Consider the following 23,167-nt stretch of genomic DNA (forward strand, 5'->3'; position numbering starts at 1 on the left):
ACCAGCAGCCGCTGCGCTACGCCGGGCAATATCAGGACGACGAAAGCGGCCTGCACTACAACCTGTTCCGCTACTACGAACCCGAGGTGGGGCGTTTCACCACGCAGGATCCGATAGGGTTGCGCGGCGGGTTGAACCTGTATCAGTATGCGCCGAACCCGCTGATGTGGGTGGATCCGTTGGGGTTGACAAATGAGGATGTAACGACATTCTATCATGCTGGTGATATTAAAGGAGCAATAGACCCTTCTTACGGAAACGGACTAAAAGACTTTGATCCAGCAGGCAAAGGTGGATTCTATGTTACGACTGATAGAGCTCAAGCGGAAAGGTGGGCTCAGATGAGAACCGACCGAAATATGTCTATAACTCAATTTGATGTGCCAAATTCAGAATTAGCCAAACTTAATATTAAAACGTTTGGTTCAGCAAATGCAGAGTGGGCTGAGTTTGTCACGAAGGCTAGAGCAGGAACTCTTGCACATTCATATGATGCCGTGAGTGGCCCTATGTTATTGAATTTAAAAGATTTCAGGAGAGGGGGTAAACCTAGGGCTGGTGGTTCCCATTTTGCAATATATAGTGATAAAGCAGCAACAACATTTAATAAATACAAATCAGGATGTAAGTAACATGATTGAACGAAATGAACTAAAAGATGGATTGGTGTTTGTGAATGAATCCAATAAAAATGAAAGTGTCATTATGAATTTTTATTCTTGGGTCCATATTATTTATGGAGTAATTGTTTTTTATGGAAGAAAAAGTGAAGAGGAAGCAAGTTACATAATTAACAATACACCTATGTTTACGACACCACCCAAGAATTTCATGGAGGCCTGTATGTTAGGTCATGAGGATGAATATTATTGGGGTATGGTAATGTCACATGGTGATAGATATTTTGAGAAGGGTTTTCCTCGTACAGCACCGGATGATTATTTTGAATGGGAGGATAGCTATATAAAAGATCACAATCTTGAGAGAAACACTCTAGTTTTTAATGATTAAAATAAGTGATGTTGCTAGAGCCGACAATTCTCAGTCGGTTCTGAATGTTTAGAATGAAAAGTATCTAAACGAGCAGATTTGATAATTTTCAAATATCCATCCGTACACATTGATAAATAATTTAATATTACGGTATCTAACATGATTGATTTTAACGCTAGAATTGTTTCGGGTGCTTCTATAGGGAATGTCGTTCTAAATGAAAATATTTCATTATATATTAATGAGATGCACTCCAGATTTAGCGTTAAGATTAAAACCCACTTCCTACCTGACGGGAGTGAGCGAAAGTCATATATAGTCGACAATACTTTGACCGTCGTAACTGATAAAGACGGTATTATTTTATCACTTGGATGTAATTCTTATTATAATGGGAGTTACAACGAAATCATATCCCCCGGAATGGAAATAACAGATGTAATCAAGCTGACGGTTTCACAGAAAATATACAATGGTTCAATCATTATTAATGATGACTTTGGCGTTTCGTTTATACTCCCACCTCCATATGATGAAATCGCCGATGCGATAAGCCATATTCCTAGTGGATTGACAATAAACGAAATTTTCGTATCTGATTTTTCATTCTGGCGATAGCTTATGGAGTATGTGAGTAAGTTTAGTGAGCATGTGATTAAATTTGGGGTCAGTGATATAGTTGTCACTGGCTACATAGATTCGGATATGCCGCCGGTTTTTCACCCGATGTATGACAGGGTTTACTTTATATCTGGTGAGGTTATATTTGAATTTTACATTGATGATGATGGGGTTGTTAATTCACATTTGGTTGAAAACATCGCTCCGTGGTTTGAGGTAGATGTGGATGATCAATTTTCTATGATGTCAATCTATTCACAAGCGTTTAAAACTGAACGGGAAGTTAAAATAGTTGCAGTGGATTATAGTGAAAAGCCGTTCTCAGTATTCATTGTAAGATATAAAGATGGTGACCATGAAAGTTCACTGCATTTAGAGCCAAAGAATTTCTTTGGTTTTTTGATTTCATAGAAAAACCTGGGATCATCAGGAGTTAAATGAGTAGTATTTATCTAATTGACATTGATTGCTTTAAAACTAATATTAAGGATGGAGATTACCAATGATTAACAAATCTAGTCTGGTTGATGGTATCCTTTTTCGAGATGAGAATGGCTCGAATGAAACTGTAGTTTTCAATTTTTATACTTGGGTGGAAATGCTTAAAGCGGTCATTGTTAAATATGCGCAAAAGTCTGAAAGTGACGCGGAGTTATTGGTTTTATCATCGAGCTTAGTGTGCAAGCCTATCAACAGTTATACGGCTGTCTGTCTCAGGAGCCATGAAATTGAATATCATTGGGCAATGCTGATAGCTTATGGTGAACAGTATTGGCTGAAAGGCGTAGAATCCAAACAGCCTTATGGCTACTTTGACTGGGATGTGCAACATAGGAAAGAACATAACTTAGCAGAGGAAAGCTTTGTTTTTAGCAATTCATGAATCGCGATCCGATAGGGTAAACACCCCTCCAAATGTCCAACGCCTTCCTTATCCTACATCTCCAAACTAAATACCCAATGTGCCGTTAATCAGGGTGCAGCACTGCCCGCCGATCCAGGGCTCGCCGTCAATAAAGCGCACGCTCACGCGGCCATCTCGCTTCAGTTGGGTGCCCTGGCGCACCAGGTAGCCCTGCGCGGTTCGGTCGCCGTCGGGGAAGCGGTTGGCCTTCAGCAAGCGCGCCAGGCAGGCGTTGGCGCTGCCCGTTACCGGATCTTCGATCAAGGCGCCGCATTCCACCATAAATGCGCGCATTTCGTAATCTGCCGGTTCGGCCGCAGAACAGGCGCCATAAATCACTACGCCATCCACATCACAGGCGGTTTGCAACCGTTCGATCATGGCCTGATCCGGCATCACCGCCAGGCAAGATTGCGCATCCGGCAGGCGCACCATCAGCCAGCGGATGCCCATCTCGACAATAACCGGCAGGGTATCGGCTTCAATCACCGCCGGCTGTAAAGCGGCCATCAGCCGTTCTGTTTCCTCAACCGCCATTGGGCGGAGCTCAACTTCGGGCGCGGCGAACGCCAATGCGCCTTCCGGCAGGATGTTGATCGCCACCAGGCCGACGCCGCATTCCTGCATCACCGTTCTGGGGCGTTTAGGCGCCAATCCGGCTTCCAGCAGGGCGTGTGCGGTGCCCAGCGTCGGGTGGCCGGCGAAGGGCAGCTCCTTTTCGGTAGTGAAGATGCGCACCTTATAATCCGCCGCCGGGTGCGCCGGTTTAAGCACAAAGGTGGTTTCCGAAAGGTTGGTCCAACGGGCCAATGCCAGCATCTGCGCGTCGTTCAGCCCTTCGGCTTCCAGCACCACCGCCACGGGATTGCCGAGCAGCGGCGTGGCGGTGAAAACGTCCACCTGTTTGTAGGCACGGGGTGTCACATCATCGCTTCTGAGCATTGGCCATCATCCGTTATCAACAAAACCTGATGATAACGATATTCGCCAATGGCTTCAAAGGGTTGAATTTTGTTTTGGCATACCTGCCCGTCGCCATCTCAGCCCCGGCTTGGCGAACATCACCAGGTTGCCCAGCAGAATCAGGCACAGCCCCAGCACGGCGTTGAAGTGCCACTGGTAGCCTTCGTAGATCGTCGAGATGGTCAGCGCCACCAGCGGGAACAGCAGGGTGCTGTAAGCCGCCGCGCCGGCGCCGATGCGGCCGAGCAGGCTGAAGTAGGCGGCGAAGGCGATCACCGATCCGAAAATCGCCAGGTACAGCAGGGAGCCGATATAGTGGCTGCTGAATTCGATCTGGAACGATGCGCCCTGCGCCAGGGCGATCAGCGCCATCAGCAGCGCGCCGTAGGTCATGGCGTAGGTGTTGGTGGAAAAGATATCCAGCCCGCGGCGCTGATGGCGCGTGCTGATCATGTTGCCCAGCGAGAAGCCGTAGGTGCCGAGCGCGCTCAGGCCGATGCCTTTGAGCAGCTCCGGCGCCATGCGGGTGGCGGCCAGATCTTGCCAAAACAGCGCCACGATGCCGGTCAAACCCAGCAGCGCCGCCGGCAGCAGGTTGGGGCTGGGGCGCTGGCGGAAAAACAGCAGGCTGTTGAGGGCGTTGAACAACACCGCCATCGAGAAGATCACCGATTCCAGGCCGCTGCTGATGTAGGCCGCCGCGTGGTAGAAGCAGAAGAAGTTGAAGCCGAACACGCAGCAGCCCTGCAGCACGCAGAACAGATGATCGCGCGGGGCGAGGCGGCGCAGGCGGCGTGTTAGCAACAGCACGGCGAACATCACCGCGGCGGAAATGGCGAAGCGGTAAGCAATCGAGACGGGAATGGCCACCGGGCCTTCCTGTTGCAGGGTGATCGCAATCCAGGTGGTGCCCCAAATCAGCACTACGGCGAGGTACAACAGCGCATTCATTCTATTTGTTACTCCGAAAAAACCGATGGCGCAGTATCCGCTTTGGCGCGCGGCGGCGCTTGCAGCGCTTTGCGCCCAGTTGCATATTCTTGCGCTTTTTTTGCCAAAAGCGCTGGGCGGCGGCTGGTATGCGGCGGCGCCACTCTTTACACTGTCTGCATGTCGAACAACGGGGCCGGCGATGTCCAACTATCAGGCGTTTGAAACACTGCGTGAGCACAAGGCGCGGCTGCACGGCAGCGTGCTGCTGGGCACCGGCGTGGAGCTGGCCGCCTGGTCAAACTGCAACGATCGCGTCACGCAGGAAAGCGCCGACCACCATACCCTGAGCCTGTACGTCGCCGACGGCTATGAGTGCTACCAGCAGGTGCCGGGCGGCTGGCGCAACGGCGGCGGGCCGGATCGGTTCTGCATCATGCCGCGCCAATACGCCTCCACCTGGGACGTGCGCAGCGATCTGTCGTTCGTGCACCTGTATTGCACCGACGGGCATCTGCGGCAGCTGGCGGAGCAGACCTGGGATCGCAGCCCGGCGGCGATCAACGTAGAGCCGCGCAGCTTCGGTGAAGATCCGCAGATCACGCTGCTGTATCGCCAGTTTTTGCTCAACTGCGACTGGCGGGATAGCGCCAATCTGCTGGCGCTCAGCAGCGCGTCGAACCTGCTGATGTCGCATCTGATCCAGCGTTACAGTCAGCTGCAGTGGAAGCTGCCGCAGGCGCGCGGCGGCCTGGCGCCTGCGGTGGCCAGGCGGGTGCGGGAATATATCGAAAACCACCTCGATCGGCCTTTGCTGTTGGCGGATCTGGCGGCGCAGGCCGGGTTGAGCGAATACCATTTCGCCCGCATGTTCAAGCACGCCACCGGGTTGGCGCCGCACCAGTTTGTGATGCGCGCCCGGCTGCAGCGGGCGGAACGGCTGCTGCGGCACAGCCAACAGCCGATCACCGAGATCGCGCTGGCGTGCGGCTTCAGCTCCGCCAGCCATTTCAGCAACCGCTTCAAGGCGGCCTATGGATTTGCTCCGCTGCAGGTGCGGCAGGGGCGCTAACCGAAAGGGAGTGCAGCATGGATCAACCATTTGCCGGGCTGGGCGTGTTGTTTGTCGCCGGATTCGGGCCCATCACGCGTGAGAGCGACGAGAGCAAGGCGTTTTATGTCGAGGCGCTGGGGCTGCCGCTCAAGCCGATGCCGGGCAACGAAACCTATCTGCTGTCGGAGCAAGGCGCGCTGGACGGCGTGAAGCATTTCGCCCTGTGGCCGCTGGCGCAGGCGGCGCAGTCCTGCTTTGGCGACGATCGCTGGCCGGCGGATCTCGCGCTGCCGCAGGCGTGGATCGAGTTCGACGTGGCCGACATGGCGGCCGCCACCCAGGGGCTGGTCGATCGCGGTTATCGGCTGTTGGTCGCCAACCGCGAAGAGCCGTGGGGGCAGAGCGTTACCCGTTTGCTCAGCCCGGAAGGATTGCTGGTCGGTGTCACCCATACGCCCTGGCTGCGTTAAATGCCACGCCGTTCGCCGCCGCCTTTCGGGGGGGGGGGGCGGCTTAAGAACAAATACGCATTAGCTTAAAGCGATCTGCGCTATAGACCCATCAAATCTCCGAGCAGTTTCCCTTCCTGAAAGCAGAAATTCCGTTCATTGCGTAAAAACCAATGGCCAGAACGCGCTATTGCCATGCCATTCCGCGGCGATTTTTCGCCGTCTTTTTTCGCCGCCAGGTGCCTGATAGGAATAGAGATTATTCTTATATTTCTGCCCATTGCCAAGTGATGATAATGATTCTCGTTTTCAACCACGGAAAGGAGAAGGAACGATGAAAACAGTGAAGAGAACGGGCATCGCGCTGGCGATAGCCCTGACTTTCCCCCTCGCATTACCCGCCGCTACGGCGGCGCAACCCTCCCTGACAAACAGTAAGGCGGCAACGATGACGGAAAAACACGGGCAGTTCATTGCGGTCGGTAACGTGGTGCAGGTGACCTTCGGCGATTTCGCCTTCAAGCTGGATTTTACCGATGACAAGACCATGACGTTCACCGGTATCGGCGAGGCGTCGCAGGGCATCACCGACACCGTGCAGTACACCGCGGTGGAGATCCGGCCAAAGGTCTATATGGTCTATTGGCATGAGCCGCAGTCCGGCGACAACGTGACGCATATCGAGGACTTTGAGCGCGGCGAGGTGTACACCAACATCGCCGCCAAGGACGGCAGCTTCACCCATCTGAAAGGGCAGCTGAAAATCGTAGGTCACTCAGGAAAATAAGGAGCAGTTATGAAAAAGGCATTGATCACCTGTGCGATCGTCGGCGGCTTGCTGGCGAGTTACCCGGCGCTGTCAACGGATCAGGCGGCGTCTGACAAATCGGCCGGCAAAGGCGGTTATCATCATGCTCAGCAGAAGCTGAAGGTGGTGGAAGATCTGTATGCGGGCTTTTTCAATCGCCACGACATCGGCGTGGCGCAGAAGCTGATTGTGGAAAACTACAAGCAGCATAACCCGTTCGTCGGCGACGGCATCAAGCCGTTCCTGGATTTCTTCAGCCAGACCTTTAAAGACAATCCGCAGTACAGCGCCAAAATATACCGCAGCGCGGTCAACGGCGATTTGGTCTACGTTCACGTCAAATACCAAAATAACCCGCAGGATCGCGGTACCGCCAGCGTGGATATTTACCGGGTGAACGATCAGGGGAAAATCACCGAGCATTGGGACGTCAATCAGGATGTGCCGGAAAAATCGGCCAACGACAATACCATGTTCTGATCCGCAAGGGCCGCTGCGGCGGCCCTCAACACGCCCGCAACACTTTATTTACTTACATAAATACCAAACGATCGCCGCGTCGAGTAGGCTACGGCCGCCTTTGGCAGTGGTGGCACGGTTGATGGGCGTCATTGTCCCACCACTGCTTGAGGCGTTTCCCCGCATTCCCCGTTATCCCGCGCGTTGGCTCTCCACTTTTTTGAACTGATGGCGCAGCTGCAGCGCATTGCAAAGCACCAACACCGCCGTCACCGCGAACACCCAGCGGAACCCCATCATCGCCGAAATGCCCGACCCCAGCAGCGGGCCAACCACGTTTCCCAGGTACATAAAGGATTGGTTATAGCCGAAGATGCGCCCGGTCACCTGATCGGAGGAATACTTCAGCAGCAGCGCCTGCACCGCCGGCATCAGCGCGCCGTCGGCGAAGCCGAGCAGGAAACGCAGAATGCCCAGCTGCAGCGGCGTATTGACCCAGGCCATCACGGCGAACAGGCCGGTGGTGAACAGCAGCGCGGCGATCAGGATGCGCGCGGTGCCGATGCGATCGCCGAGCCGCCCGAGGCGCGGCGCCGAGATCAGCGCTGCAATGCCGGGCACGGCGGCGATCATGCCGCTGACAAAGGCGATATTGCTGACGTCGCCGGACAGCTCGCGAATGAACAACGTCAGGATCGGGCTGATGGACGAGTTGGCCAGCTGGATCATCAGGGTGCAAACGAACAGGGTGAGGATCAGCGTCGGATAGGGCAGCGAACGGAACACCGCCTTGCCGCTCAGCTGATCCGCTTTTTTCACCATGATGCGCCGCTCTTTAATCAGGAACAGCGTCACCAGGAAGCTGACGAACATCAGCCCGGCGGTGACGAAAAACACTACCCGCAGCCCCAGATGGTCGGCCATCAGCCCGCCCAGCAGCGGCCCGGCGATCACGCCGGAGATCTGCCCGGTAGAAAGCGTGCCAAGCGCCCAGCCGCTTTTATCGCGCGGCACCTGCGAGGCGACCAGCGCCATGGCGTTGGGAATATAGCCGGACGTCAGCCCCATCAGGGCGCGCAGTGCGAACAGCTGCCAGACGTTGGTGGCCAGCCCCTGCAGCGCGATGACGATCGCCATGCCCAGCGAGGCGCGCAGCAGCATCAGCTTGCGGCCTTTGCGGTCGGCCAGGCTGCCCCACAGCGGCGACACCACCGCCGAGACCAAAAAGGTGCCGCTGAACACCAGCCCGGACCACAGGCTGAGGGATTGGTGATCGCTGACGCCGAGCTGTTCGACGTACAGCGGCAGAAAAGGGAGGATTTGGCTCATCGCCAGCCCGGTGAAGAAACACCCGAGCCAGACCGAGATCAGATTGACTTTCCACGCTTCCATCGGCTTACCGTACCACGTTGAATAAGGAGGGATTTATTTAGTAAATAATAATAACACTGCTAATTAATCGGCGAGAGGCAATGCGTGAGCAAACGTAACCCTGCCGACGCAGTGTCTTTTTGCTATATATTAATAGCTATATTATCATAGGTAATTGGGTTAAGCCAGAGCCGCGCGATCCGGCGGTGTGAAAGCAGAGATAAACTGAACGCTAGATTGATGCCAATGAAAAAAGATCACCCTGAAGACGTGACGCTGCTGCGCACGCAGTTAATGTCGCTGGTGCGCCGTATGCGGCGCGAATCGCGCAGCGACGAAAAATCCTGGGCCCAGCTGATGCTGTTGGGGGCTATCGATCGCCACGGCGGCGAGGCGACGCCGTCGCTGCTGGCGGAATCGGAGCGCATGCGTTCCTCAAACCTGGCGGCCGCGTTGCGTGAGCTGGAGGCCGATGGGCTGCTGGTGCGCACGCCGGATGCCGAAGACAAACGCCGGGTGCGGGTGCGCCTGACGCCCGCCGGGCTGGGCCTGCTGCAGGAGAGCCGCAGCCGGCGCGAGGCGTGGTTGCTGGCGGCGATGGAAAACTGTTTAACGGAGCGGGAGCAGGCGCTGTTGATTGAGGCGGGGGCCTTGATGGCGCGGCTGGCGGCGGCGCCATCAACGGAAACGGAATAATCGGCGGGGCGGCCGGTGCGTCGCCCCCGCGGCGAGGTTACGGCATCGGCCAATCGACCGGCATGGTACTGACCACGTCCACGTAGCGATCCCAGGCCGATGACCAGAATTGGGTGAAAGCTTCCAAGGTGAGGTGGATGCCCATCAGGCCCATCACGAACCAGCAGGCGGTAAACAGGCCCAGGCTGCTGAACATGAACGCCATGCCGTTGCGGCTGGTTTTACGGCAAACGACGTTTAACTGGCTGGCGAAGAACATCAGCACGGCGCTCAGCAACTCCCAGCGCATCATGACTAAACCGGTGGCAATGGTACTCATCGAACTCGATCCTATGTAACAAAAATCCGCATCCGGCAGGGCGCCGACAGGGAAATGCGGGGAAATATCGGGAATATTGTGATTCAGATCACATTGTAGCATTGGGGCGAACGGCGGCTCAATGGGAAGCGCGGTGAAAAAAACGCCGCCGGTAACATTCCAATATGCTGAAACAGTTATGCCATTTCATTAGCAACCTTTTCATGGGGCGGTGCGCCCGATAACGCTATGCTTGCCGGCTTTTCAGTCCCCTGATTTTGCGGGGAAATGTGACGCAAAAGGTATCGGCACCGCATGGCCCTGTTAAAAGAAACAATTCGCGACCACTCTGCGGAAGAGAGGCTGTTTATCCGCCGGGCAGGCGTGGCGCTGGCGCTGGTGGTGGTCTGTTTCGGCGCGCTGATCGTCAACCTCTACCGGCTGCAAATCCGCCAGCACGGCTTTTACCAGACGCGCTCCAACCAGAACGACATCAAAATGCTGCCGATCGCCCCCAGCCGGGGGCTGATCTTCGATCGCAACGGCACGCCTTTAGTGCGAAACGTGACACTGTATCGTATCGAGATCACGCCCAGCAAAATCAGCGACATGGCGGCACTGCTGCAGGCGCTGACGCCGATCGTCGACCTGACGCCGGAGGACATCAGCGCGTTTCGCGACGACATGCACCACAACAGCCGCTACAAACCGGTGACGCTCAAAGCCGGGCTGAGCGACACCGAGGTGGCGCGCTTTGCCGTCAATCAATACCGTTTCGACGGAGTGACGATCGATACCTATCAACAGCGTGAATATCCTTACGGCGCCCAGCTGGCGCACGTGCTGGGCTATGTGTCGAAGATCAACGACAGCGATCTCAAACGCCTGGACAAGGCCGGGCTGAGCGAGAACTATGCCGCCGACCGCAACATCGGCAAACAGGGCATCGAGGCCTATTACGAGGCCGAACTGCACGGCACCACCGGCTATCAGGAGGTGGAGGTGGATAATCACGGTCGCGTGATCCGCCTGCTGAAAGAGCAGCCGCCGAAGGCCGGCAAGAACATCTACCTGACGCTGGATCTGCCGCTGCAGCAGTACATTGAATCGGTGCTGAAGGGGCAGCGCGCCGCGGTGGTGGTGGAAGATCCGCGCGACGGCGGCATCCTGGCGATGGTTTCCAGCCCCAGCTACGATCCCAATCCTTTCGTCAAAGGCATCGGCTATCAGGCCTATAAGGCGCTGCTGACCAACCCGGATTTGCCGCTGATCAACCGCGTCACCCAGGGCTTATACCCGCCGGCGTCGACGGTGAAGCCCTACATGGCCGTTTCGGCGCTGTTTGCCGGGGTGATCACGCCCACCACCACCTTTTTCGGCGCGCCGACCTGGACGCTGCCCGGTACCGAGCGCCGCTACCGCGACTGGCTGAAAACCGGCCACGGCATGCTCAACGTCACCAAAGCGATCGAGGAATCCGCCGACACCTTCTTTTATCAGGTGGCGTATGAGATGGGCATCGATCGTATCCACCACTGGCTGAGCCAGTTCGGCTACGGCCAGTCCACCGGCATCGATCTGAACGAAGAGTACCGCGGCGTGCTGCCGAGCCGCGACTGGAAGCTGAAGGTGCACAAAAAAGGCTGGTATCAGGGGGATACGGTTTCGGTGGGCATCGGCCAGGGGTATTGGGTGGCGACGCCGATCCAGATGGTGAAAGCGCTGACCACGCTGATCAACAACGGCCAGGTGAAAACGCCGCACCTGCTGTATTCGCTGCAGCAGGGCAACCGGGTGACGCGCTACCCGCCGCCGGCGAAAACGGCGCAGATCGGCGATCCCCATTCGCCTTACTGGGGCATCGTGCGCAATGGCATGTACGGCATGGCCAATCTGCCGAACGGCACCGGGTACAAGCTGTTCCACACCGCGCCGTATCAGATCGCCGCCAAATCCGGCACTTCGCAGGTATTCAGCCTGAAGCAAAACCAGACCTACAACGCCAAAATGATCCCGGTGCGGCTGCGCGATCACATCTTCTATACGCTGTTCGCGCCTTACAAAAACCCACGGGTGGCGATGGCGCTGATCCTGGAAAACGGCGGCGGTAACGGCGTGGTGGCGGGGCCGACTGCCCGCGCCATCCTCGACCATATTTTTGACCCGGCCAACGCGCCGCAGCCCGGCGATGCGGGGCAAAGTAAACCGCAGTTAAACGACAGTGCCGATGTGCAACGGTGAGGCGGTTTGTTTTTACTTTCTTACAAACTGCAATCTCCTGACCATTTCCGGCAAGGTAGACTGAAATAACACCATAAACCGAATAAAAACGCAGGGTTAACACAACAGTGGCGCCATCGACCAAAAAAAGCGGTAAAACCTATTCCACAGTTCGTTTCGGCTGGATTTGCGCCGGCATGCTGGTCTGTTTTTTTCTGTTGGCGTTCAGGGTCGGTTACCTGCAGCTGCTGGAGCACCAGCAGCTGGCGGATCAGGCCGACCAGCGTTCGATCCGCACCCAGGTGGTGCCGACCAACCGCGCCATGATCACCGATCGCAACGATGAGGCGCTGGCGGTCAGCGTGTCGTCCAAAGACATCGTGCTGGATCCGAAGCATATTCTCGATTCCCAGACGGACACCGGCAACGAGCGCTGGCAGAGCATGGCCAACGTGCTGAAGATCCCGCTGGCGGACGTGCAGCATCTGATCCAGAGCAACGCGCACAAGCGTTTCGTCTATCTGGCGCGCAAGGTGGAGGACGACAACGCTGCCTACATCAGCAAACTGCACCTGACCGGCGTCAGCACCGAGCAGGATTTCAGCCGCTTTTATCCGATGGGCCAGGACGCCGCCGGGCTGATCGGCATCGTCGGCCAGGACAACCAGGGGCTGGAGGGCATCGAGCTGGGCTTCAACCCGTTGTTGCAGGGCAAAAACGGCCTGCGGGTCTATCAGAAGGACGGCAGCGGCGCGGTGATCGGCGTGCTTAAAAGCGTGGATCCGGTGCCGCCGCCGAACGTGACGCTCAGCATCGACAAATTTATCCAGTACGTGCTCTATGCGCAGATCCGCGACGGTGTGGTGGCCAACCAGGCCGACTCCGGCTGTGCGGTGCTGGTCAAGATCGACACCGGCGAGATCCTCGGCATGGCCAGCTACCCGTCGTTCAACCCCAACAACTATGCCGGCACCCCGGCGAAAGACATTCGCAACGTGTGCAGCAGCGACAGCTTCGAACCAGGCTCGACGGTGAAACCGGTGGTGGTGATGGTGGGGCTGGAGCATAAGCTGATCCGGCCGGATACGGTGCTGGACACCACGCCGTATCGGGTGAACGGTCACCTGATCAAAGACGTCGGCCACTGGTCGAAGTTGACCATCACCGGCGTGCTGCAAAAATCGAGCGACATCGCGGTATCGCACATTGCGCTGGCGCTGCCGGCCACGGTGCTGCCGGCGGTCTACCGCAGCTTTGGCCTGGGGCGGCCGACCGAGCTCGGCATCGGCAACGAGAGCAGCGGCTATCTGCCGCAGCATCGTGAACGCTGGGCCGATATCGAACGCGCTACCTTCTCCTTCGGCTATGGGCTGCGCGTGACGCCGCTGCAGATGGCGCGCGAGTACGCCGCGATCGGTTCCTTCGGCATTTATCGGCCGCTGTCGATCACCAAGGTGACGCCGCCGGTGATGGGGCAACGCATTTTGCCGGCGGATACGGTACGCTCCGTGGTGCATATGATGGAGAGCGACGCCTTGCCGGGCGGCAGCGGGGTGAGCGCCGCGGTGCCGGGCTACCGGCTGGCGATCAAAACCGGTACCGCCGAGAAAATGGGCCCGAGCGGCAAATACGACGGCGGCTACATCAACTACACCGCCGGCGTGGCGCCGGCCAGCGATCCGCAGGTGGCGCTGGTGGTGATGGTCAACAACCCGAAAGCCGGCAAGCACTTCGGCGGTTCGGTGGCCGGGCCGGTGTTCGGCAAGATCATGGCCCAGGTGCTGGAGCACATGAATATTCTGCCGGACGCCCAGCCGCTTAACGTGGTGTCGTCGGTCAAGGGGTAACCGAGGGCGAGCGAGATTCCTGCAGGCGCTTCAGCGCCTGCTGATCGGCGTTCACCAGCCCGGCGTCGCGGGCGAACAGCGCGTCGACCATGCCCGGCTGGCGGCGATGCTTCAGTGTAGATCCCGCCGCGTTCAGAAGTAGTAACCGATGTTTACGTTGGTGCGAAAATACCATTTATTGCTGCCGGAGGATTGGGTGCCGGTCCAGCCGGTGGCGTTTTCCACGCCGCCCCACGGGTTGGCGTTCTGCGCCCAGGTCAGATCCACCCACAGCATCACCGGCATGGCGAACACCTGAACCCCCAGCGTGTTCATTTTGGAATCTGAGCCGCCGTGCCTGTCTTTCCAGAGCACGCTGTAGTCGTTGTAGAACCGCAGCTTTTTCACCGGCCCCCAGGGCACGTCGACGTCGCGCGCCAGGTTGATGGCGGCGGTGGTGGCCTGCGACGGGATCAGATAGGCCGGCGTCAGGCCGTTGCCCCCCATCAGGATCACCGAATTGTTGGCCCCGGCCGGGCCTTTGGCATCGTAACCGTAGCGGATCACCTGGCCGGACAGATGCCAGGGATCGTAATTCACCAGCGTATGTAAACCCGCCGCCCAGAAGCTGCCGTTATCGCCGGTCGCCTGGTTATAGAGCCGCGAGGCCGCCAGCGAACCGCCAAGTTCATTGTCCCAGCCGCCCTGATGGAAAGCGCGCGTCAGCCGCAGGTTTACCTGATCGCGTTTTTCGTTGCGCTGCAGGTGCTGTGACGCATAGTTGGTGTTTTTCAGATCGTCGTAGCTGGCGACGTCGGGGGCGTAACGCACGCCGGTCGGCATCATGCGCGGGTAGTAGGCGGCGTCGAAGGCCCAATCGTCATGCTGATATTGGTATTTGGCGCCCAGCCCGGTGTTGACGCCAAAGCCGAGGTAAAACGGAATGCCGTACGACCAGCCGAACTGCGGGTAGGGCATCAGGCCGAACGGTTTGAACGGCGCGCCAAGCTGCACGGCGGAACGTTCAGACAGGTGGTAACCGACATAGGCGCGGTCGATGGCGTATTTGCGCCGATCCTGAAACCAGAATCCGCTATCGAAAAACGCGTCGTTTATCTGGCCGGCGGCATCGATGCGAAAGGCGTCAAAGCGTAAATGCGGCGGATTCCGATAATTGCTGCTGTGCCAGTCTTCATAGCGATAATTGGCGCGCAGCGCGCCGCCGATATCAATATTCTTTTTATTATCCTCGCTTTGCCAATGAATATGCGGCAATGCCGGACGGCTTTTTTTTACCGGTGCCGCGGTGGCGGCAGCGTCGTTGGGCAATGCGGCGGTGGCCGCATAACTCACTGGTGAAACAAGAAAAAAACAAAGCGTTATCGTGCGCATGCCTGGCCCCTGATGAAAGTAGACTGTTTATTAAGGCGAGCGAGTTTCACCTGTGAACAGGGCATTTACGCTCATTGGTTTTATATTTGAGACGATTTTATTGTGCGTTTCATATATTAAATTCAGCGTCGGTTAATATATGAAACTTTGTTTCTTGTTTAATGGAAAAACTATAAATCCGGTATTAAACAAGTCAAGAAATAAAAATGAGAGTTGACGGGCAATACCGATTATTGGTCTGCGGGGGCGACGCAAAGCAGGCTGAAATATTAGTGTCATCAATGCCCGTTAGACTCGCGGCATCCTGGTATTACTGACTAAAAATCATGAACATAAAACTGACACTGGGCCGCAGGGTAAAATCTGCGGCAGCGCTGCCGCGCGCGTTTGGCTTCGGCAAGAGCATGGGCTTATTAAGCGGCGTAATTTGCGTTATCGCGCTATTTTCTCTGCTGCAATTGTTTTCCACCGTATTTATTTCCAATATTCTGCGCGACGCCAAGGTTAACCTGGTGACGGGCGACGCCTTGCATCGCCAGCAGGCGACGATGGATCGCGCCAGACTGTCGCTGCTGACGGCCAGCGACAGTCTGAACCGTGCGGGCATCTATTATCTGCAGGACAAAGCCACCGGTTCCGACGGCAGCTGGCACAGCCTGCTGGATGAGTCGTTGGCGGCGCTGCAGGCTTCAGCGCAGGCCTTTGCCCGGTTCGAGCGCTTGAGCGCGGATGCGCCGGAAGCGCCGGGTGCCCTGCAAGACAGCTATCGCCTGTTCTATGACGGCCTGAAAGAGCAGGCGCAAGGATTGCAGGGCAACAGCATCGATGCGTTTTTCGCCGTGCCGATCCAGGCGTTTCAGGCGGATTTCAACGAGAAGTATCTCGCTTACCAGGCGCTGAATGAACGGCGTGGCGATGACGTCAACGTGCGGCAGTTGGCGGCGCTGGAGCAGGCCAGAACCTTTGCGCTCGGCGCGTTGGCCGCGCTGGCGCTGATCGCCGTGGGCGTTTGGTTCGGCGTCTCTCGCTGGGTGATCGCACCGCTGCGGCAGGCGATCGCGCACCTCAACGTACTGGCCGCCGGCGATCTTTCACGGCCGCTGCCGCCTGGGCGCGCGTTCAACCGTGAGATGCGTCAGCTGCAGACCAGCATTGGCCATATGCAGGGCGGCCTGCAGCGCCTGGTGAGCGAGGTGCGCGATGCGGCGGGCGGGATCCTGAACGGCGTCGGGCGGCTGGCGGACGGCAATCGACTGTTGACGGCGCAGTCGGCGAAGCAGGACGGCGAATTGCAGTTGGCGACCGAGCACGTGCGGCAGCTGGCGGCGCGGGTGGAAGAAAACGGCCAATATGCGCAGCAGGCCAGCCAACGAACCGAACAGGCCCGGCAGTGCGCGGGCGCCGGTGAGCGGATGATGCAAACCGTCAATGTTTCGATGCAGGGGATCGTCAACCAATCGGCCGAGATGCGCGGCATCGTCGCGCTGATCGACAGCGTGGCATTCCAGACCAATATTCTGGCGCTGAATGCGGCGATCGAGGCCGCGCACGCCAGGGGGCACGGCCGCGGCTTTGCCATCGTGGCCAAAGAGGTGGGTCTGTTGGCGCAAAAGAGCAGCCATTCGACGCGCGATATTCAGCAGTTGATCAACCGTTCGCTGCAGCAAATCGATCAAGGCTCGCAGGCGGTGGATCTACTGACGGGCAACCTGCGCCAAATTATCGATCTGGTGAACAAATGCAGTGCGTTGATGGGAGAAATCTCCCTGGCGTCGCTCAATCAGGGGGAGAGCATTCAGGACGTGACGGCGCGCATCGCGGCGCTGAATCAGGTGGCGCGGCAAACCGGCACGGTGGTGAACGCGGTGACCGAGGCTTCGCAGTGGTTGCAGGGCGAATCGGAACGGTTAGAAAAAGCGATGGCGCGTTTCAGGCTGCCGACGCAATAAATAACCCCGCCGCAGATTAATGAATAATAAAGCTGCGCTTAACGTTATTTATTATTTTCGTGTCCTGAGAAAGTTCAGCGGTTAAATAAAAGAACAGGCCGGCGCTTATGGGTTAAAAAAGCGCCGGCCTGCAGAGATTATTTTAACCGGATGATTAACGGCTGGTCTGGTGGCCGATAATGCCGCCCAGCGCTGCGCCGCCAAGGGTGCCCAGCGTACTGCCGTCGGTCAGCACCGCGCCGCCGACGGCGCCCACGCCCGCGCCGATCGCCGTGTTGCGATCGCGATTGGACATATGCCCGCATGCGGTAACGGAAAGCGTTGCCATGACCACCACCAACACACCTGCGGCACGTTTAATATTCATAATGAGTTCCTGGTAAATTGGCTGATTAATGGATTAAAAATAATCCGATTAATCCGCCGGTAGAAGTTGAGATGAATGTATTCCTCCGTAAGAAAATCGAACAGGTAAAAATTCTTAATTTTGCGGCGCTGAAAAGCGATTGCTCGCCGAATGCGCGGCCGCGGGTAAAATCGTGGGTCTATACTGGGAAGACGCCTCGCGGAGGGGCGCACACTCTGGAGGCCGCCATGTCCGATCTCGTTTCCGCATCCGGCAAACCGGTGAAAATCCCCGGCCCGGACCACCCGATCACCTTGACCCGTCATCCGACGCGGGTCGTGGTGCGTGCCGGCGGTCAGACCCTGGCCGACAGCCACAACGCGCTCATTCTGCAGGAAGCCACCTATCCGCCGGTGTTTTACTTTCCGCGTGAGGACGTGAATATGGCGCTGTTGCAGAAAAACGAGCACGTCAGCTACTGCCCTTATAAGGGCGACTGCAGTTATTTCTCCCTCGCGCTTAACGGCGAGCAGGGCACCAATACGGCCTGGAGCTATGAAATGCCCTACAACGCCGTGGTGGCGATCAAGGATCATCTGGCATTTTATCCCGACAAAGTGGCGGAAATCCGTGCCGAAGCCTGAGCCCCGCCGCATCCGGGCGTGGGCAGGTTGACATTCTTCTTATCCCTACTCATTATGTGTATTACTGGGAATTGATACGTTTTCCTTATGTTTTAGTCCGACATAAACGAAACTCTGAGCAGGTGCCAAGGTGTCTACCTCTACGCGATTTGCCGTTGCCATCCATATTCTGACCAATATCACGCTGTGCCGTGGCCAGACGGTGCGTTCCGAAGATATCGCGCGCAGCGTCAATACCAACCCGACGGTGGTGCGGCGCATCCTCGGCGCGCTGGCGGAGGCGGGGCTGACCTATTCACAGATGGGGCAAGGCGGCGGGGCGCTGCTGGCGCGGCCGGCGGAAGCGATCTCGTTGCTGGACGTGTATCGCGCGGTGGAAGATCAACCGTATTTCATGCTGCACCGTACACGGCCTAATGATGCGTGCTATATCGGCCACGCCATTACCCCGGTGCTGGAGCAAGAGTTTGCGCGCGTCGGTCTCGCGCTGGAAGCCAGCCTGGCGCAAACCAGCATCGCCGAAATGGCCGGGCAGGTCGAGCGGCGCGCAGGCTATCCTTTTGTCCCTTGTTCGCCGCAATATCAAGCGGATACGCAATAAAAACCCGCGCCAATTCCTTCTTCGCGCAGAGCATTTTTTGCATTGCGTTAATGTAATTGTGTAAGTTACATTAGCTTGCATCAAGTGTGATGTAGCTCACGTTTTAGACTGCCTCCCCACGATACTCAACCGATTGGCCGGAAACCTTTTCTTCCGGCACAGATTCGCTGTGCTTATAAACCAGGAGAGAACGATGTTAGAAATGATTGAAAGCTTGGCCACCGTGGTGGTCCTGGTGCCGGTAATGGTGGCCGTTTTGCTCGGCGCGATTTACGGCCTGGGTGAAGTGTTCAACGTCTTTTCCGCTATCGGCCGCAAAAAAGGCTGATCGGCACGCCAGGGGGCGGCTCTCGTCCTCCGGCCCCCGCATTTTCCTTCCCATCATTACTCCATCGCGTATACCGTCTCTAATCCCGAAAAAGCCGGGCGCTCAGCGTATCGATAAACACCCTGAGTTTTGGCGTCAGGTGTTTGCTGGAAGGCCAGAGGACTTTAAAGCTGCCGGTGTGGTGGCAATGCTCAGACAAGATCGGTTGCAATCGCCCCTGTTCCCGTGCGCGCTTTACGGCAAAATCCGGCAAACAGGCGATGCCCTGGCCGCTTTCCGCCAGGTAAATCAGGGTATCGACGGTATTGCAGACCAGCCGGGTGTTGATCCCCTCGGCGAGCAGCTTTTCCCATCCGGCGATCGGCCAGGGCTCCACTCTGCCGGTAGAGGGAAATTTGTACAGCAGGCAGGCATGGCCTTGCAGTTCCGCCGGTTGACGCGGGATCCCCATCTGGCGCAAATAATCCGGCGAGGCCACCAGCTGCAGATGAAACGTGCCCAGCTGGCGGCTCATCAGCCGTGAGTCTTCGGTCTCGCCGACGCGAACCACGGCATCAAAACCTTCTTCGATGACATCGACCCGACGGTCGGAAAAATCGGTTTCCAGCTCAATTTCCGGGTAACGCCGAACAAATTCCGCCAGCACCGGATTCAACAGGCCGCCCACCAGCGGCAAACTGACACGCAGCTTGCCGCGCGGCGCGCTGTGCGTATCGCTGATTTCCCGTTCCGCCGCCGCCAATTCCCCGAGAATGCGCTGACAGCGGTGCAGAAACAGCCGGCCTTCGGCGGTCAGCGTCATGCTGCGCGTGCTGCGGTGAAACAGGCGCGTGCTCAGCCGGTTTTCCAGGCGGGCGATGCTTTTCCCCACCGCGGAAGCGGAAATGCCGAGTACGCGCCCGGCCTCAACAAAACTCAGCGTCTCCGCGGCCTGCACAAAGACGCTTACCCCAGACAGATTATCCATTGCTTACCCCATTGCGGACGTGAATGTCCGCTATGAAAGGAAATCTAGCCTGTTTTTCCGTTAATCACCACGCTCTATGCTCGGTGGCGACAGCATGGGCTGACTACCTGGAGCAATAAAGATGAGTGAATACGGATCCTCCACCAACGCGATCGACGGCGCGCTAGAGAAAGCTTTGCGCGAAAAACGCTTGGTTGGCGCGGTCGTTTTGGTGGCGCAGGGCGGTGAGATCGTTTATCGACGCGCGGCGGGCATGGCGGATCGCGAAGCGGGCAAGCCGATGGCGTGCAATACGCTGTTTCGGCTGGCTTCGGTGTCCAAACCGATCGTGTCCACGGCGGCGTTGGCGCTGATGGCGCAAGGCGGCATGCGGTTAGACGATCCGATCACGCGTTGGCTGCCGAATTTTCGCCCGCGGCTGGCGGACGGCACCCAACCGTTGATGACGCTATGGCATTTGATGACCCACACCGCCGGATTAAGCTACCGTTTTTTCCAGCCGGAAGGGGGATTCTACGCTCAGTCGGCGGTCTCCGACGGCATGGATGAGGCGGCGGTAAGCCTGCAGGAAAATGTGCGGCGTATCGCTTCCGCGCCGTTGCTGGCTCCGCCCGGCGCGGCGTGGCGTTATTCCATCGCCACCGATGTGTTGGGCGCGGTTATTGAACAGGCGAGCGGCCTGCCGCTGGCGCAGGCGGTCAAAAAATGGGTGACCGGGCCGCTGGCGATGACGGATACCGATTTCCTGGCGGTGGACGCCGCGCGTTTGGCGGCCGCATACGCCGATCATGCCGGCGAGCCACGCCGCCTGCGCCAGCCGGATCGTTTACCGTTCATCGACGGCAGCGCCGGTTTTCATCTGTCGCCGGCGCGTGCGCTGGATCCGCAGGCGTACGCCTCCGGCGGCGCCGGCATGGTCGGATCGGCGGAGGATTTCCTGCGCCTGCTGGAAACGTTGCGCCAGGGGGGCGGGCAGGTGCTGCCGGCTGATTGGGTGGCGGCGCTGACCACCAACCAAATCGGCGATCTGCCGATGCCGTTTTGGCCTGGGCGTGGGTTTGGCCTGGGCATCACCGTGCTGAAAGATCCCGTCGCCGCGCAAACGCCGGAGTCCGTTGGCAGCTGGCGGATGGGCGGCACCTATGGCCACTCGTGGTTTGTCGATCCGGCCCGGCAGCTCAGCGTGGTGGCGTTTACCAACACGGCGCTGGAGGGGATGTCCGGCGCCTTTGTCGGCGAGATTTGTCAGGCGGTTTATGCCGCGACGGGAGCGATGTGATGGGCCTGTTGCCACCGATTTTCTTCATCGCGCTGGGGCTGTTCGGCGTTTACTGCATCGAGTTTGGCGTAGTGGGTATCTTGCCGCAGATCATCGCGCGCTATGGCATCTCCACGGCGCAGGCCGGCTGGCTGGTCGGGGTCTTCGCCCTGACCATTGCGCTGTTCGGGCCGCTGTTGGTGCTGCTGGCGTCGCGGTTTAATCGCAAACGCATGCTGTTGATCGCGTTGGCCGTGTTTGCGGCAGCCAGCGCGCTGGCCGCTCAGGCGGACAGCTTTGCCATGCTCATGCTGCTGCGCATTTTGCCGGCGTTGTTTCACCCGATCTACTTTTCACTGGCGATGGTGGCGGCCGCGGCGCTTTATCCGCCGCATCTGGCCACCAAAGCAACCGCTTATGCGTTTATCGGCACCAGCATGGGCATGGTGTTGGGGATACCGTTGACGCAATGGATCGCCGGGCAGTTCAGCTACGAGGCGTCGTTCCGATTTTGCGCGCTGGTCAACCTGCTGGCGGCGCTGGGATTGCTGTGGCGCTTGCCTGATGCGGCCGTGCAGCGCCTCAGCTATGGCAAGCAGTTGGCCATCCTGCGCAGCGGCACGCTGTGGCTGAATATCACCACCTGCGTGCTGATCTTTGCCGCCATGTTTGCCGTCTACGCTTACGCGGCCGAGTACCTCAGCCGTGAAATCGGCCTCAGCGGCGGCGCCATCGGCTTGCTTCTGGTGGCGTTCGGTGTGGGCGGTGTCGCGGGCAACCTGTTGGCCGGCAAGTGGTTGAGCCGTCATCGTGCGGTGACGGTGTTGCTGCACCCGATGGCCTTGATGGCGGCCTATGCGCTGCTGTATTGCTACGGCAGCGCGAATATCGGTTCAATGACGGCGCTTTGTCTGTACTGGGGAGCGGCGCACACCAGCGGTTTGATCGTGACGCAGATCTGGCTGACCTCCGAAGCGCCGCAGGCGCCGGCGTTCGCCACCGGGCTGTATATCGCCTTTATCAATCTGGGCGTGGCGGTGGGGTCGCTGGTGGGCGGCTGGTTTATCGCTGCCTGGGGGCTGCCGGGCAGCCTGCTGTGCGGGGCCATGTTTGCCGCACTGGCGGCGATCGCGATCGCCGCCAGGCTGTGGCTGCAACGGCAGGCTACGGTTGCGTTGCGTCAATCATCGCCATCACCTGCCGAAACATCGCGCTTTCCGCATCGGCCAGTTCGTTGACCAGCGTAAAGTGATTGCAGTGGCGATCTGCCAGCAGCTGGACGTCGAGGCCGCGCGCCAGGCAGGCGTCATAATAGGCCTGCGTCTGGTTTTTGAAGGCTTGGGTTTCCCGCTGGCCGACGTCGAGCAGGATCTGCGGCGCATGTTCTTTCGCCGGCAGCAAAAACAGCGGGCTGAGGGCTTGCGCCTGTTCGGGCGTCAGGTGCAGCCAGTCGTTGATATAGATATCGCACAGCGGCCGCAGATCGTAGAGGCCGCTCAGCGCCAGCGCGCCTTTGATCGCGTCGGGCGGCAGGCGATAGCGTTGCTGCCAGCCGTCGGCGATCAGCATGCCGCACAGGTGGCCGCCGGCCGAACTGCCGCTGACGAAAATGCGCGCCGGATCGATGCCGAAGGGCGCCCCGTGATGATAGAGCCAGGCGACGGCGCTGCGCACCTCGTGCACGATCTCCGCCAGCGTCGCTTCCGGCGCCAGCGTGTATTCCAGCGTGGCGACCGCCACGCCGCGGCGGGCAAACGCGGCGGCCATCGAGCAGGCCTCCTCTTTGCGCTGTGAATGCCAGTAGCCGCCATGAATAAAGACCAGCAGCGGGGCGGGCTGTGCGCTGGCCGGGAACAGGTCGAGGCGCTCGGCGGCGCTCATGCCGTAGCGCAGATCGTAAATGCCCGGCGTCTGCGCCCTGGCGCGCTGGGCCAGCGCGGCGTATTCCGCCATGCAGGCGTCAAAATCTTCCACCGAAGCGCGGGCGTTGTATTGCACGGCGCGCGCGCTCAGGTCTGTAAACGTCAGATCGATGCTCATCACCTCTCCTGATTGTTATGTGTTATGCCCTCATCATCATCCCGCAGGCG

Annotated in this window: 27 protein-coding genes; 18 read left to right on the forward strand and 9 right to left on the reverse strand. The window is 58.1% G+C overall.

The features are described from left to right. The 5 genes from ACJ8IM_RS19640 to ACJ8IM_RS19660 form a co-directional block, all read left to right on the forward strand. A partial coding sequence (locus tag ACJ8IM_RS19640) for an RHS repeat-associated core domain-containing protein (RefSeq protein WP_442516248.1) occupies positions 1–632 on the forward strand: 632 nt, incomplete at its 5' end. A 1-nt stretch (position 633) separates the two neighbouring features. Further along, complete coding sequence (locus ACJ8IM_RS19645) at positions 634–1,011, forward strand: hypothetical protein (protein ID WP_033650451.1); 378 nt, start codon at positions 634–636, stop codon at positions 1,009–1,011. A gap of 141 nt (positions 1,012–1,152) precedes the next feature. Next, positions 1,153–1,611, forward strand: a complete 459-nt coding sequence (locus ACJ8IM_RS19650; RefSeq protein WP_072008444.1) for a hypothetical protein — start codon at positions 1,153–1,155, stop codon at positions 1,609–1,611. 3 nt (positions 1,612–1,614) lie between these two features. Beyond that, positions 1,615–2,025, forward strand: coding sequence for a hypothetical protein (locus ACJ8IM_RS19655; protein WP_033655010.1), 411 nt, complete (start codon positions 1,615–1,617; stop codon positions 2,023–2,025). A gap of 91 nt (positions 2,026–2,116) precedes the next feature. Continuing rightward, positions 2,117–2,497 carry a hypothetical protein gene (locus ACJ8IM_RS19660; RefSeq protein ID WP_033655011.1) on the forward strand — a complete coding sequence of 127 codons (381 nt, stop codon included), beginning with the start codon at positions 2,117–2,119 and terminating at the stop codon, positions 2,495–2,497. A 66-nt stretch (positions 2,498–2,563) separates the two neighbouring features. On the opposite strand, the gene ACJ8IM_RS19665 is transcribed toward ACJ8IM_RS19660, so the two are convergent. Both ACJ8IM_RS19665 and ACJ8IM_RS19670 read right to left on the reverse strand, forming a co-directional pair. Then, a complete protein-coding gene (locus ACJ8IM_RS19665) occupies positions 2,564–3,460 on the reverse strand; it encodes a PhzF family phenazine biosynthesis protein (protein ID WP_033655012.1) in 897 nt (298 codons plus the stop codon). Between the two features lie 54 nt (positions 3,461–3,514). Next, positions 3,515–4,432: a DMT family transporter gene (locus tag ACJ8IM_RS19670; protein WP_033655013.1), complete on the reverse strand. Its 918-nt coding sequence runs from the start codon at positions 4,430–4,432 to the stop codon at positions 3,515–3,517. 181 nt (positions 4,433–4,613) lie between these two features. Here ACJ8IM_RS19670 and ACJ8IM_RS19675 point away from each other — a divergent pair, with 181 nt between their 5' ends. The 4 genes from ACJ8IM_RS19675 (at position 4,614) to ACJ8IM_RS19690 (ending at position 7,202) form a co-directional block, all read left to right on the forward strand. After that, positions 4,614–5,483, forward strand: coding sequence for a helix-turn-helix domain-containing protein (locus ACJ8IM_RS19675; RefSeq protein WP_033634491.1), 870 nt, complete (start codon positions 4,614–4,616; stop codon positions 5,481–5,483). 17 nt (positions 5,484–5,500) lie between these two features. Further along, a complete protein-coding gene (locus ACJ8IM_RS19680) occupies positions 5,501–5,935 on the forward strand; it encodes a glyoxalase/bleomycin resistance/dioxygenase family protein (RefSeq protein ID WP_033655014.1) in 435 nt (144 codons plus the stop codon). A gap of 313 nt (positions 5,936–6,248) precedes the next feature. Further along, a complete protein-coding gene (locus tag ACJ8IM_RS19685; protein ID WP_226873082.1) occupies positions 6,249–6,701 on the forward strand; it encodes a MoaF-related domain-containing protein in 453 nt (150 codons plus the stop codon). Between the two features lie 9 nt (positions 6,702–6,710). Further along, the gene (locus tag ACJ8IM_RS19690; protein WP_033648272.1) at positions 6,711–7,202 is read left to right on the forward strand and encodes a nuclear transport factor 2 family protein; all 492 of its coding nucleotides are present in this window, start codon (positions 6,711–6,713) and stop codon (positions 7,200–7,202) included. A 171-nt stretch (positions 7,203–7,373) separates the two neighbouring features. Here the strand turns inward: ACJ8IM_RS19690 and ACJ8IM_RS19695 are convergent, their stop codons facing one another. Beyond that, entirely contained in the window at positions 7,374–8,573 is a 1,200-nt protein-coding gene (locus ACJ8IM_RS19695; RefSeq protein ID WP_033655017.1) for a multidrug efflux MFS transporter, read from the reverse strand. A 225-nt stretch (positions 8,574–8,798) separates the two neighbouring features. Here ACJ8IM_RS19695 and ACJ8IM_RS19700 point away from each other — a divergent pair, with 225 nt between their 5' ends. Beyond that, the gene (locus tag ACJ8IM_RS19700) at positions 8,799–9,248 is read left to right on the forward strand and encodes a MarR family winged helix-turn-helix transcriptional regulator (RefSeq protein WP_033655018.1); all 450 of its coding nucleotides are present in this window, start codon (positions 8,799–8,801) and stop codon (positions 9,246–9,248) included. Between the two features lie 37 nt (positions 9,249–9,285). Here the strand turns inward: ACJ8IM_RS19700 and ACJ8IM_RS19705 are convergent, their stop codons facing one another. Then, positions 9,286–9,567, reverse strand: a complete 282-nt coding sequence (locus tag ACJ8IM_RS19705; protein WP_033655019.1) for a YjcB family protein — start codon at positions 9,565–9,567, stop codon at positions 9,286–9,288. Between the two features lie 294 nt (positions 9,568–9,861). Between ACJ8IM_RS19705 and mrdA the strand changes: the two genes are divergently transcribed. Both mrdA and ACJ8IM_RS19715 read left to right on the forward strand, forming a co-directional pair. Beyond that, on the forward strand, positions 9,862–11,787 hold the full coding sequence (mrdA, locus tag ACJ8IM_RS19710; RefSeq protein WP_060446034.1) for a penicillin-binding protein 2: 1,926 nt from the start codon (positions 9,862–9,864) through the stop codon (positions 11,785–11,787). 107 nt (positions 11,788–11,894) lie between these two features. Beyond that, a complete protein-coding gene (locus ACJ8IM_RS19715) occupies positions 11,895–13,613 on the forward strand; it encodes a penicillin-binding transpeptidase domain-containing protein (protein ID WP_033634500.1) in 1,719 nt (572 codons plus the stop codon). Here ACJ8IM_RS19715 and ACJ8IM_RS19720 read toward each other — a convergent pair. Continuing rightward, positions 13,603–13,788 (reverse strand): hypothetical protein, encoded by a 186-nt coding sequence (locus ACJ8IM_RS19720; protein ID WP_101455597.1) that lies wholly within the window; start codon positions 13,786–13,788, stop codon positions 13,603–13,605. The two genes, ACJ8IM_RS19715 and ACJ8IM_RS19720, sit on opposite strands and share 11 nt — an antisense overlap. Further along, positions 13,746–14,984, reverse strand: coding sequence for a hypothetical protein (locus tag ACJ8IM_RS19725; protein ID WP_060420636.1), 1,239 nt, complete (start codon positions 14,982–14,984; stop codon positions 13,746–13,748). The genes ACJ8IM_RS19720 and ACJ8IM_RS19725 overlap by 43 nt, the downstream gene beginning before the upstream one ends. Before the next feature lie 404 nt (positions 14,985–15,388). On the opposite strand from ACJ8IM_RS19725, the gene ACJ8IM_RS19730 reads away from it, so the two are divergent. Next, positions 15,389–16,933, forward strand: a complete 1,545-nt coding sequence (locus ACJ8IM_RS19730; protein WP_172448742.1) for a methyl-accepting chemotaxis protein — start codon at positions 15,389–15,391, stop codon at positions 16,931–16,933. A 154-nt stretch (positions 16,934–17,087) separates the two neighbouring features. Here the strand turns inward: ACJ8IM_RS19730 and osmB are convergent, their stop codons facing one another. Further along, a complete protein-coding gene (gene osmB / locus ACJ8IM_RS19735) occupies positions 17,088–17,300 on the reverse strand; it encodes an osmotically-inducible lipoprotein OsmB (RefSeq protein ID WP_004940700.1) in 213 nt (70 codons plus the stop codon). 227 nt (positions 17,301–17,527) lie between these two features. Here osmB and ACJ8IM_RS19740 point away from each other — a divergent pair, with 227 nt between their 5' ends. From ACJ8IM_RS19740 to ACJ8IM_RS19750, 3 genes are all read left to right on the forward strand, one after another. Next, the gene (locus tag ACJ8IM_RS19740) at positions 17,528–17,923 is read left to right on the forward strand and encodes a DUF427 domain-containing protein (RefSeq protein ID WP_033655023.1); all 396 of its coding nucleotides are present in this window, start codon (positions 17,528–17,530) and stop codon (positions 17,921–17,923) included. 130 nt (positions 17,924–18,053) lie between these two features. Then, on the forward strand, positions 18,054–18,524 hold the full coding sequence (locus ACJ8IM_RS19745; RefSeq protein ID WP_033648278.1) for an Rrf2 family transcriptional regulator: 471 nt from the start codon (positions 18,054–18,056) through the stop codon (positions 18,522–18,524). A gap of 193 nt (positions 18,525–18,717) precedes the next feature. Beyond that, positions 18,718–18,852, forward strand: coding sequence for an AcrZ family multidrug efflux pump-associated protein (locus ACJ8IM_RS19750; RefSeq protein WP_033634505.1), 135 nt, complete (start codon positions 18,718–18,720; stop codon positions 18,850–18,852). A 79-nt stretch (positions 18,853–18,931) separates the two neighbouring features. Here the strand turns inward: ACJ8IM_RS19750 and ACJ8IM_RS19755 are convergent, their stop codons facing one another. After that, a complete protein-coding gene (locus tag ACJ8IM_RS19755; protein WP_033655024.1) occupies positions 18,932–19,819 on the reverse strand; it encodes a LysR family transcriptional regulator in 888 nt (295 codons plus the stop codon). 121 nt (positions 19,820–19,940) lie between these two features. On the opposite strand from ACJ8IM_RS19755, the gene ACJ8IM_RS19760 reads away from it, so the two are divergent. Both ACJ8IM_RS19760 and ACJ8IM_RS19765 read left to right on the forward strand, forming a co-directional pair. After that, positions 19,941–21,098 carry a serine hydrolase domain-containing protein gene (locus tag ACJ8IM_RS19760; protein ID WP_033655025.1) on the forward strand — a complete coding sequence of 386 codons (1,158 nt, stop codon included), beginning with the start codon at positions 19,941–19,943 and terminating at the stop codon, positions 21,096–21,098. Continuing rightward, entirely contained in the window at positions 21,098–22,315 is a 1,218-nt protein-coding gene (locus tag ACJ8IM_RS19765) for an MFS transporter (RefSeq protein WP_033655026.1), read from the forward strand. The genes ACJ8IM_RS19760 and ACJ8IM_RS19765 overlap by 1 nt, the downstream gene beginning before the upstream one ends. Here the strand turns inward: ACJ8IM_RS19765 and ACJ8IM_RS19770 are convergent. After that, a complete protein-coding gene (locus ACJ8IM_RS19770; protein WP_033655027.1) occupies positions 22,242–23,117 on the reverse strand; it encodes an alpha/beta hydrolase in 876 nt (291 codons plus the stop codon). The two genes, ACJ8IM_RS19765 and ACJ8IM_RS19770, sit on opposite strands and share 74 nt — an antisense overlap. Between the last annotated feature and the right edge of the window lie 50 nt (positions 23,118–23,167).

It is taken from the genome of Serratia sp. CY33525, from assembly GCF_052169115.1.
Lineage (GTDB): Bacteria > Pseudomonadota > Gammaproteobacteria > Enterobacterales > Enterobacteriaceae > Serratia > Serratia sarumanii.

Bases quoted from the DNA above. Each gene is read 5' to 3' on its own strand.
- ACJ8IM_RS19645 (WP_033650451.1), top strand. From the start codon at position 634: ATGATTGAACGAAATGAACTAAAAGATGGATTGGTGTTTGTGAATGAA.
- ACJ8IM_RS19675 (WP_033634491.1), top strand. From the start codon at position 4,614: ATGTCCAACTATCAGGCGTTTGAAACACTGCGTGAGCACAAGGCGCGG.
- ACJ8IM_RS19655 (WP_033655010.1), top strand. From the start codon at position 1,615: ATGGAGTATGTGAGTAAGTTTAGTGAGCATGTGATTAAATTTGGGGTC.
- ACJ8IM_RS19665 (WP_033655012.1), bottom strand. From the start codon at position 3,460: ATGCTCAGAAGCGATGATGTGACACCCCGTGCCTACAAACAGGTGGAC.
- mrdA (WP_060446034.1), top strand. From the start codon at position 9,862: ATGGCCCTGTTAAAAGAAACAATTCGCGACCACTCTGCGGAAGAGAGG.
- ACJ8IM_RS19685 (WP_226873082.1), top strand. From the start codon at position 6,249: ATGAAAACAGTGAAGAGAACGGGCATCGCGCTGGCGATAGCCCTGACT.
- ACJ8IM_RS19730 (WP_172448742.1), top strand. From the start codon at position 15,389: ATGGGCTTATTAAGCGGCGTAATTTGCGTTATCGCGCTATTTTCTCTG.
- ACJ8IM_RS19770 (WP_033655027.1), bottom strand. From the start codon at position 23,117: ATGAGCATCGATCTGACGTTTACAGACCTGAGCGCGCGCGCCGTGCAA.
- ACJ8IM_RS19705 (WP_033655019.1), bottom strand. From the start codon at position 9,567: ATGAGTACCATTGCCACCGGTTTAGTCATGATGCGCTGGGAGTTGCTG.
- ACJ8IM_RS19765 (WP_033655026.1), top strand. From the start codon at position 21,098: ATGGGCCTGTTGCCACCGATTTTCTTCATCGCGCTGGGGCTGTTCGGC.
- ACJ8IM_RS19725 (WP_060420636.1), bottom strand. From the start codon at position 14,984: ATGCGCACGATAACGCTTTGTTTTTTTCTTGTTTCACCAGTGAGTTAT.
- ACJ8IM_RS19690 (WP_033648272.1), top strand. From the start codon at position 6,711: ATGAAAAAGGCATTGATCACCTGTGCGATCGTCGGCGGCTTGCTGGCG.
- ACJ8IM_RS19720 (WP_101455597.1), bottom strand. From the start codon at position 13,788: ATGGTATTTTCGCACCAACGTAAACATCGGTTACTACTTCTGAACGCG.
- ACJ8IM_RS19750 (WP_033634505.1), top strand. From the start codon at position 18,718: ATGTTAGAAATGATTGAAAGCTTGGCCACCGTGGTGGTCCTGGTGCCG.
- ACJ8IM_RS19695 (WP_033655017.1), bottom strand. From the start codon at position 8,573: ATGGAAGCGTGGAAAGTCAATCTGATCTCGGTCTGGCTCGGGTGTTTC.
- ACJ8IM_RS19760 (WP_033655025.1), top strand. From the start codon at position 19,941: ATGAGTGAATACGGATCCTCCACCAACGCGATCGACGGCGCGCTAGAG.
- ACJ8IM_RS19700 (WP_033655018.1), top strand. From the start codon at position 8,799: ATGAAAAAAGATCACCCTGAAGACGTGACGCTGCTGCGCACGCAGTTA.
- osmB (WP_004940700.1), bottom strand. From the start codon at position 17,300: ATGAATATTAAACGTGCCGCAGGTGTGTTGGTGGTGGTCATGGCAACG.
- ACJ8IM_RS19755 (WP_033655024.1), bottom strand. From the start codon at position 19,819: ATGGATAATCTGTCTGGGGTAAGCGTCTTTGTGCAGGCCGCGGAGACG.
- ACJ8IM_RS19740 (WP_033655023.1), top strand. From the start codon at position 17,528: ATGTCCGATCTCGTTTCCGCATCCGGCAAACCGGTGAAAATCCCCGGC.
- ACJ8IM_RS19680 (WP_033655014.1), top strand. From the start codon at position 5,501: ATGGATCAACCATTTGCCGGGCTGGGCGTGTTGTTTGTCGCCGGATTC.
- ACJ8IM_RS19650 (WP_072008444.1), top strand. From the start codon at position 1,153: ATGATTGATTTTAACGCTAGAATTGTTTCGGGTGCTTCTATAGGGAAT.
- ACJ8IM_RS19670 (WP_033655013.1), bottom strand. From the start codon at position 4,432: ATGAATGCGCTGTTGTACCTCGCCGTAGTGCTGATTTGGGGCACCACC.
- ACJ8IM_RS19660 (WP_033655011.1), top strand. From the start codon at position 2,117: ATGATTAACAAATCTAGTCTGGTTGATGGTATCCTTTTTCGAGATGAG.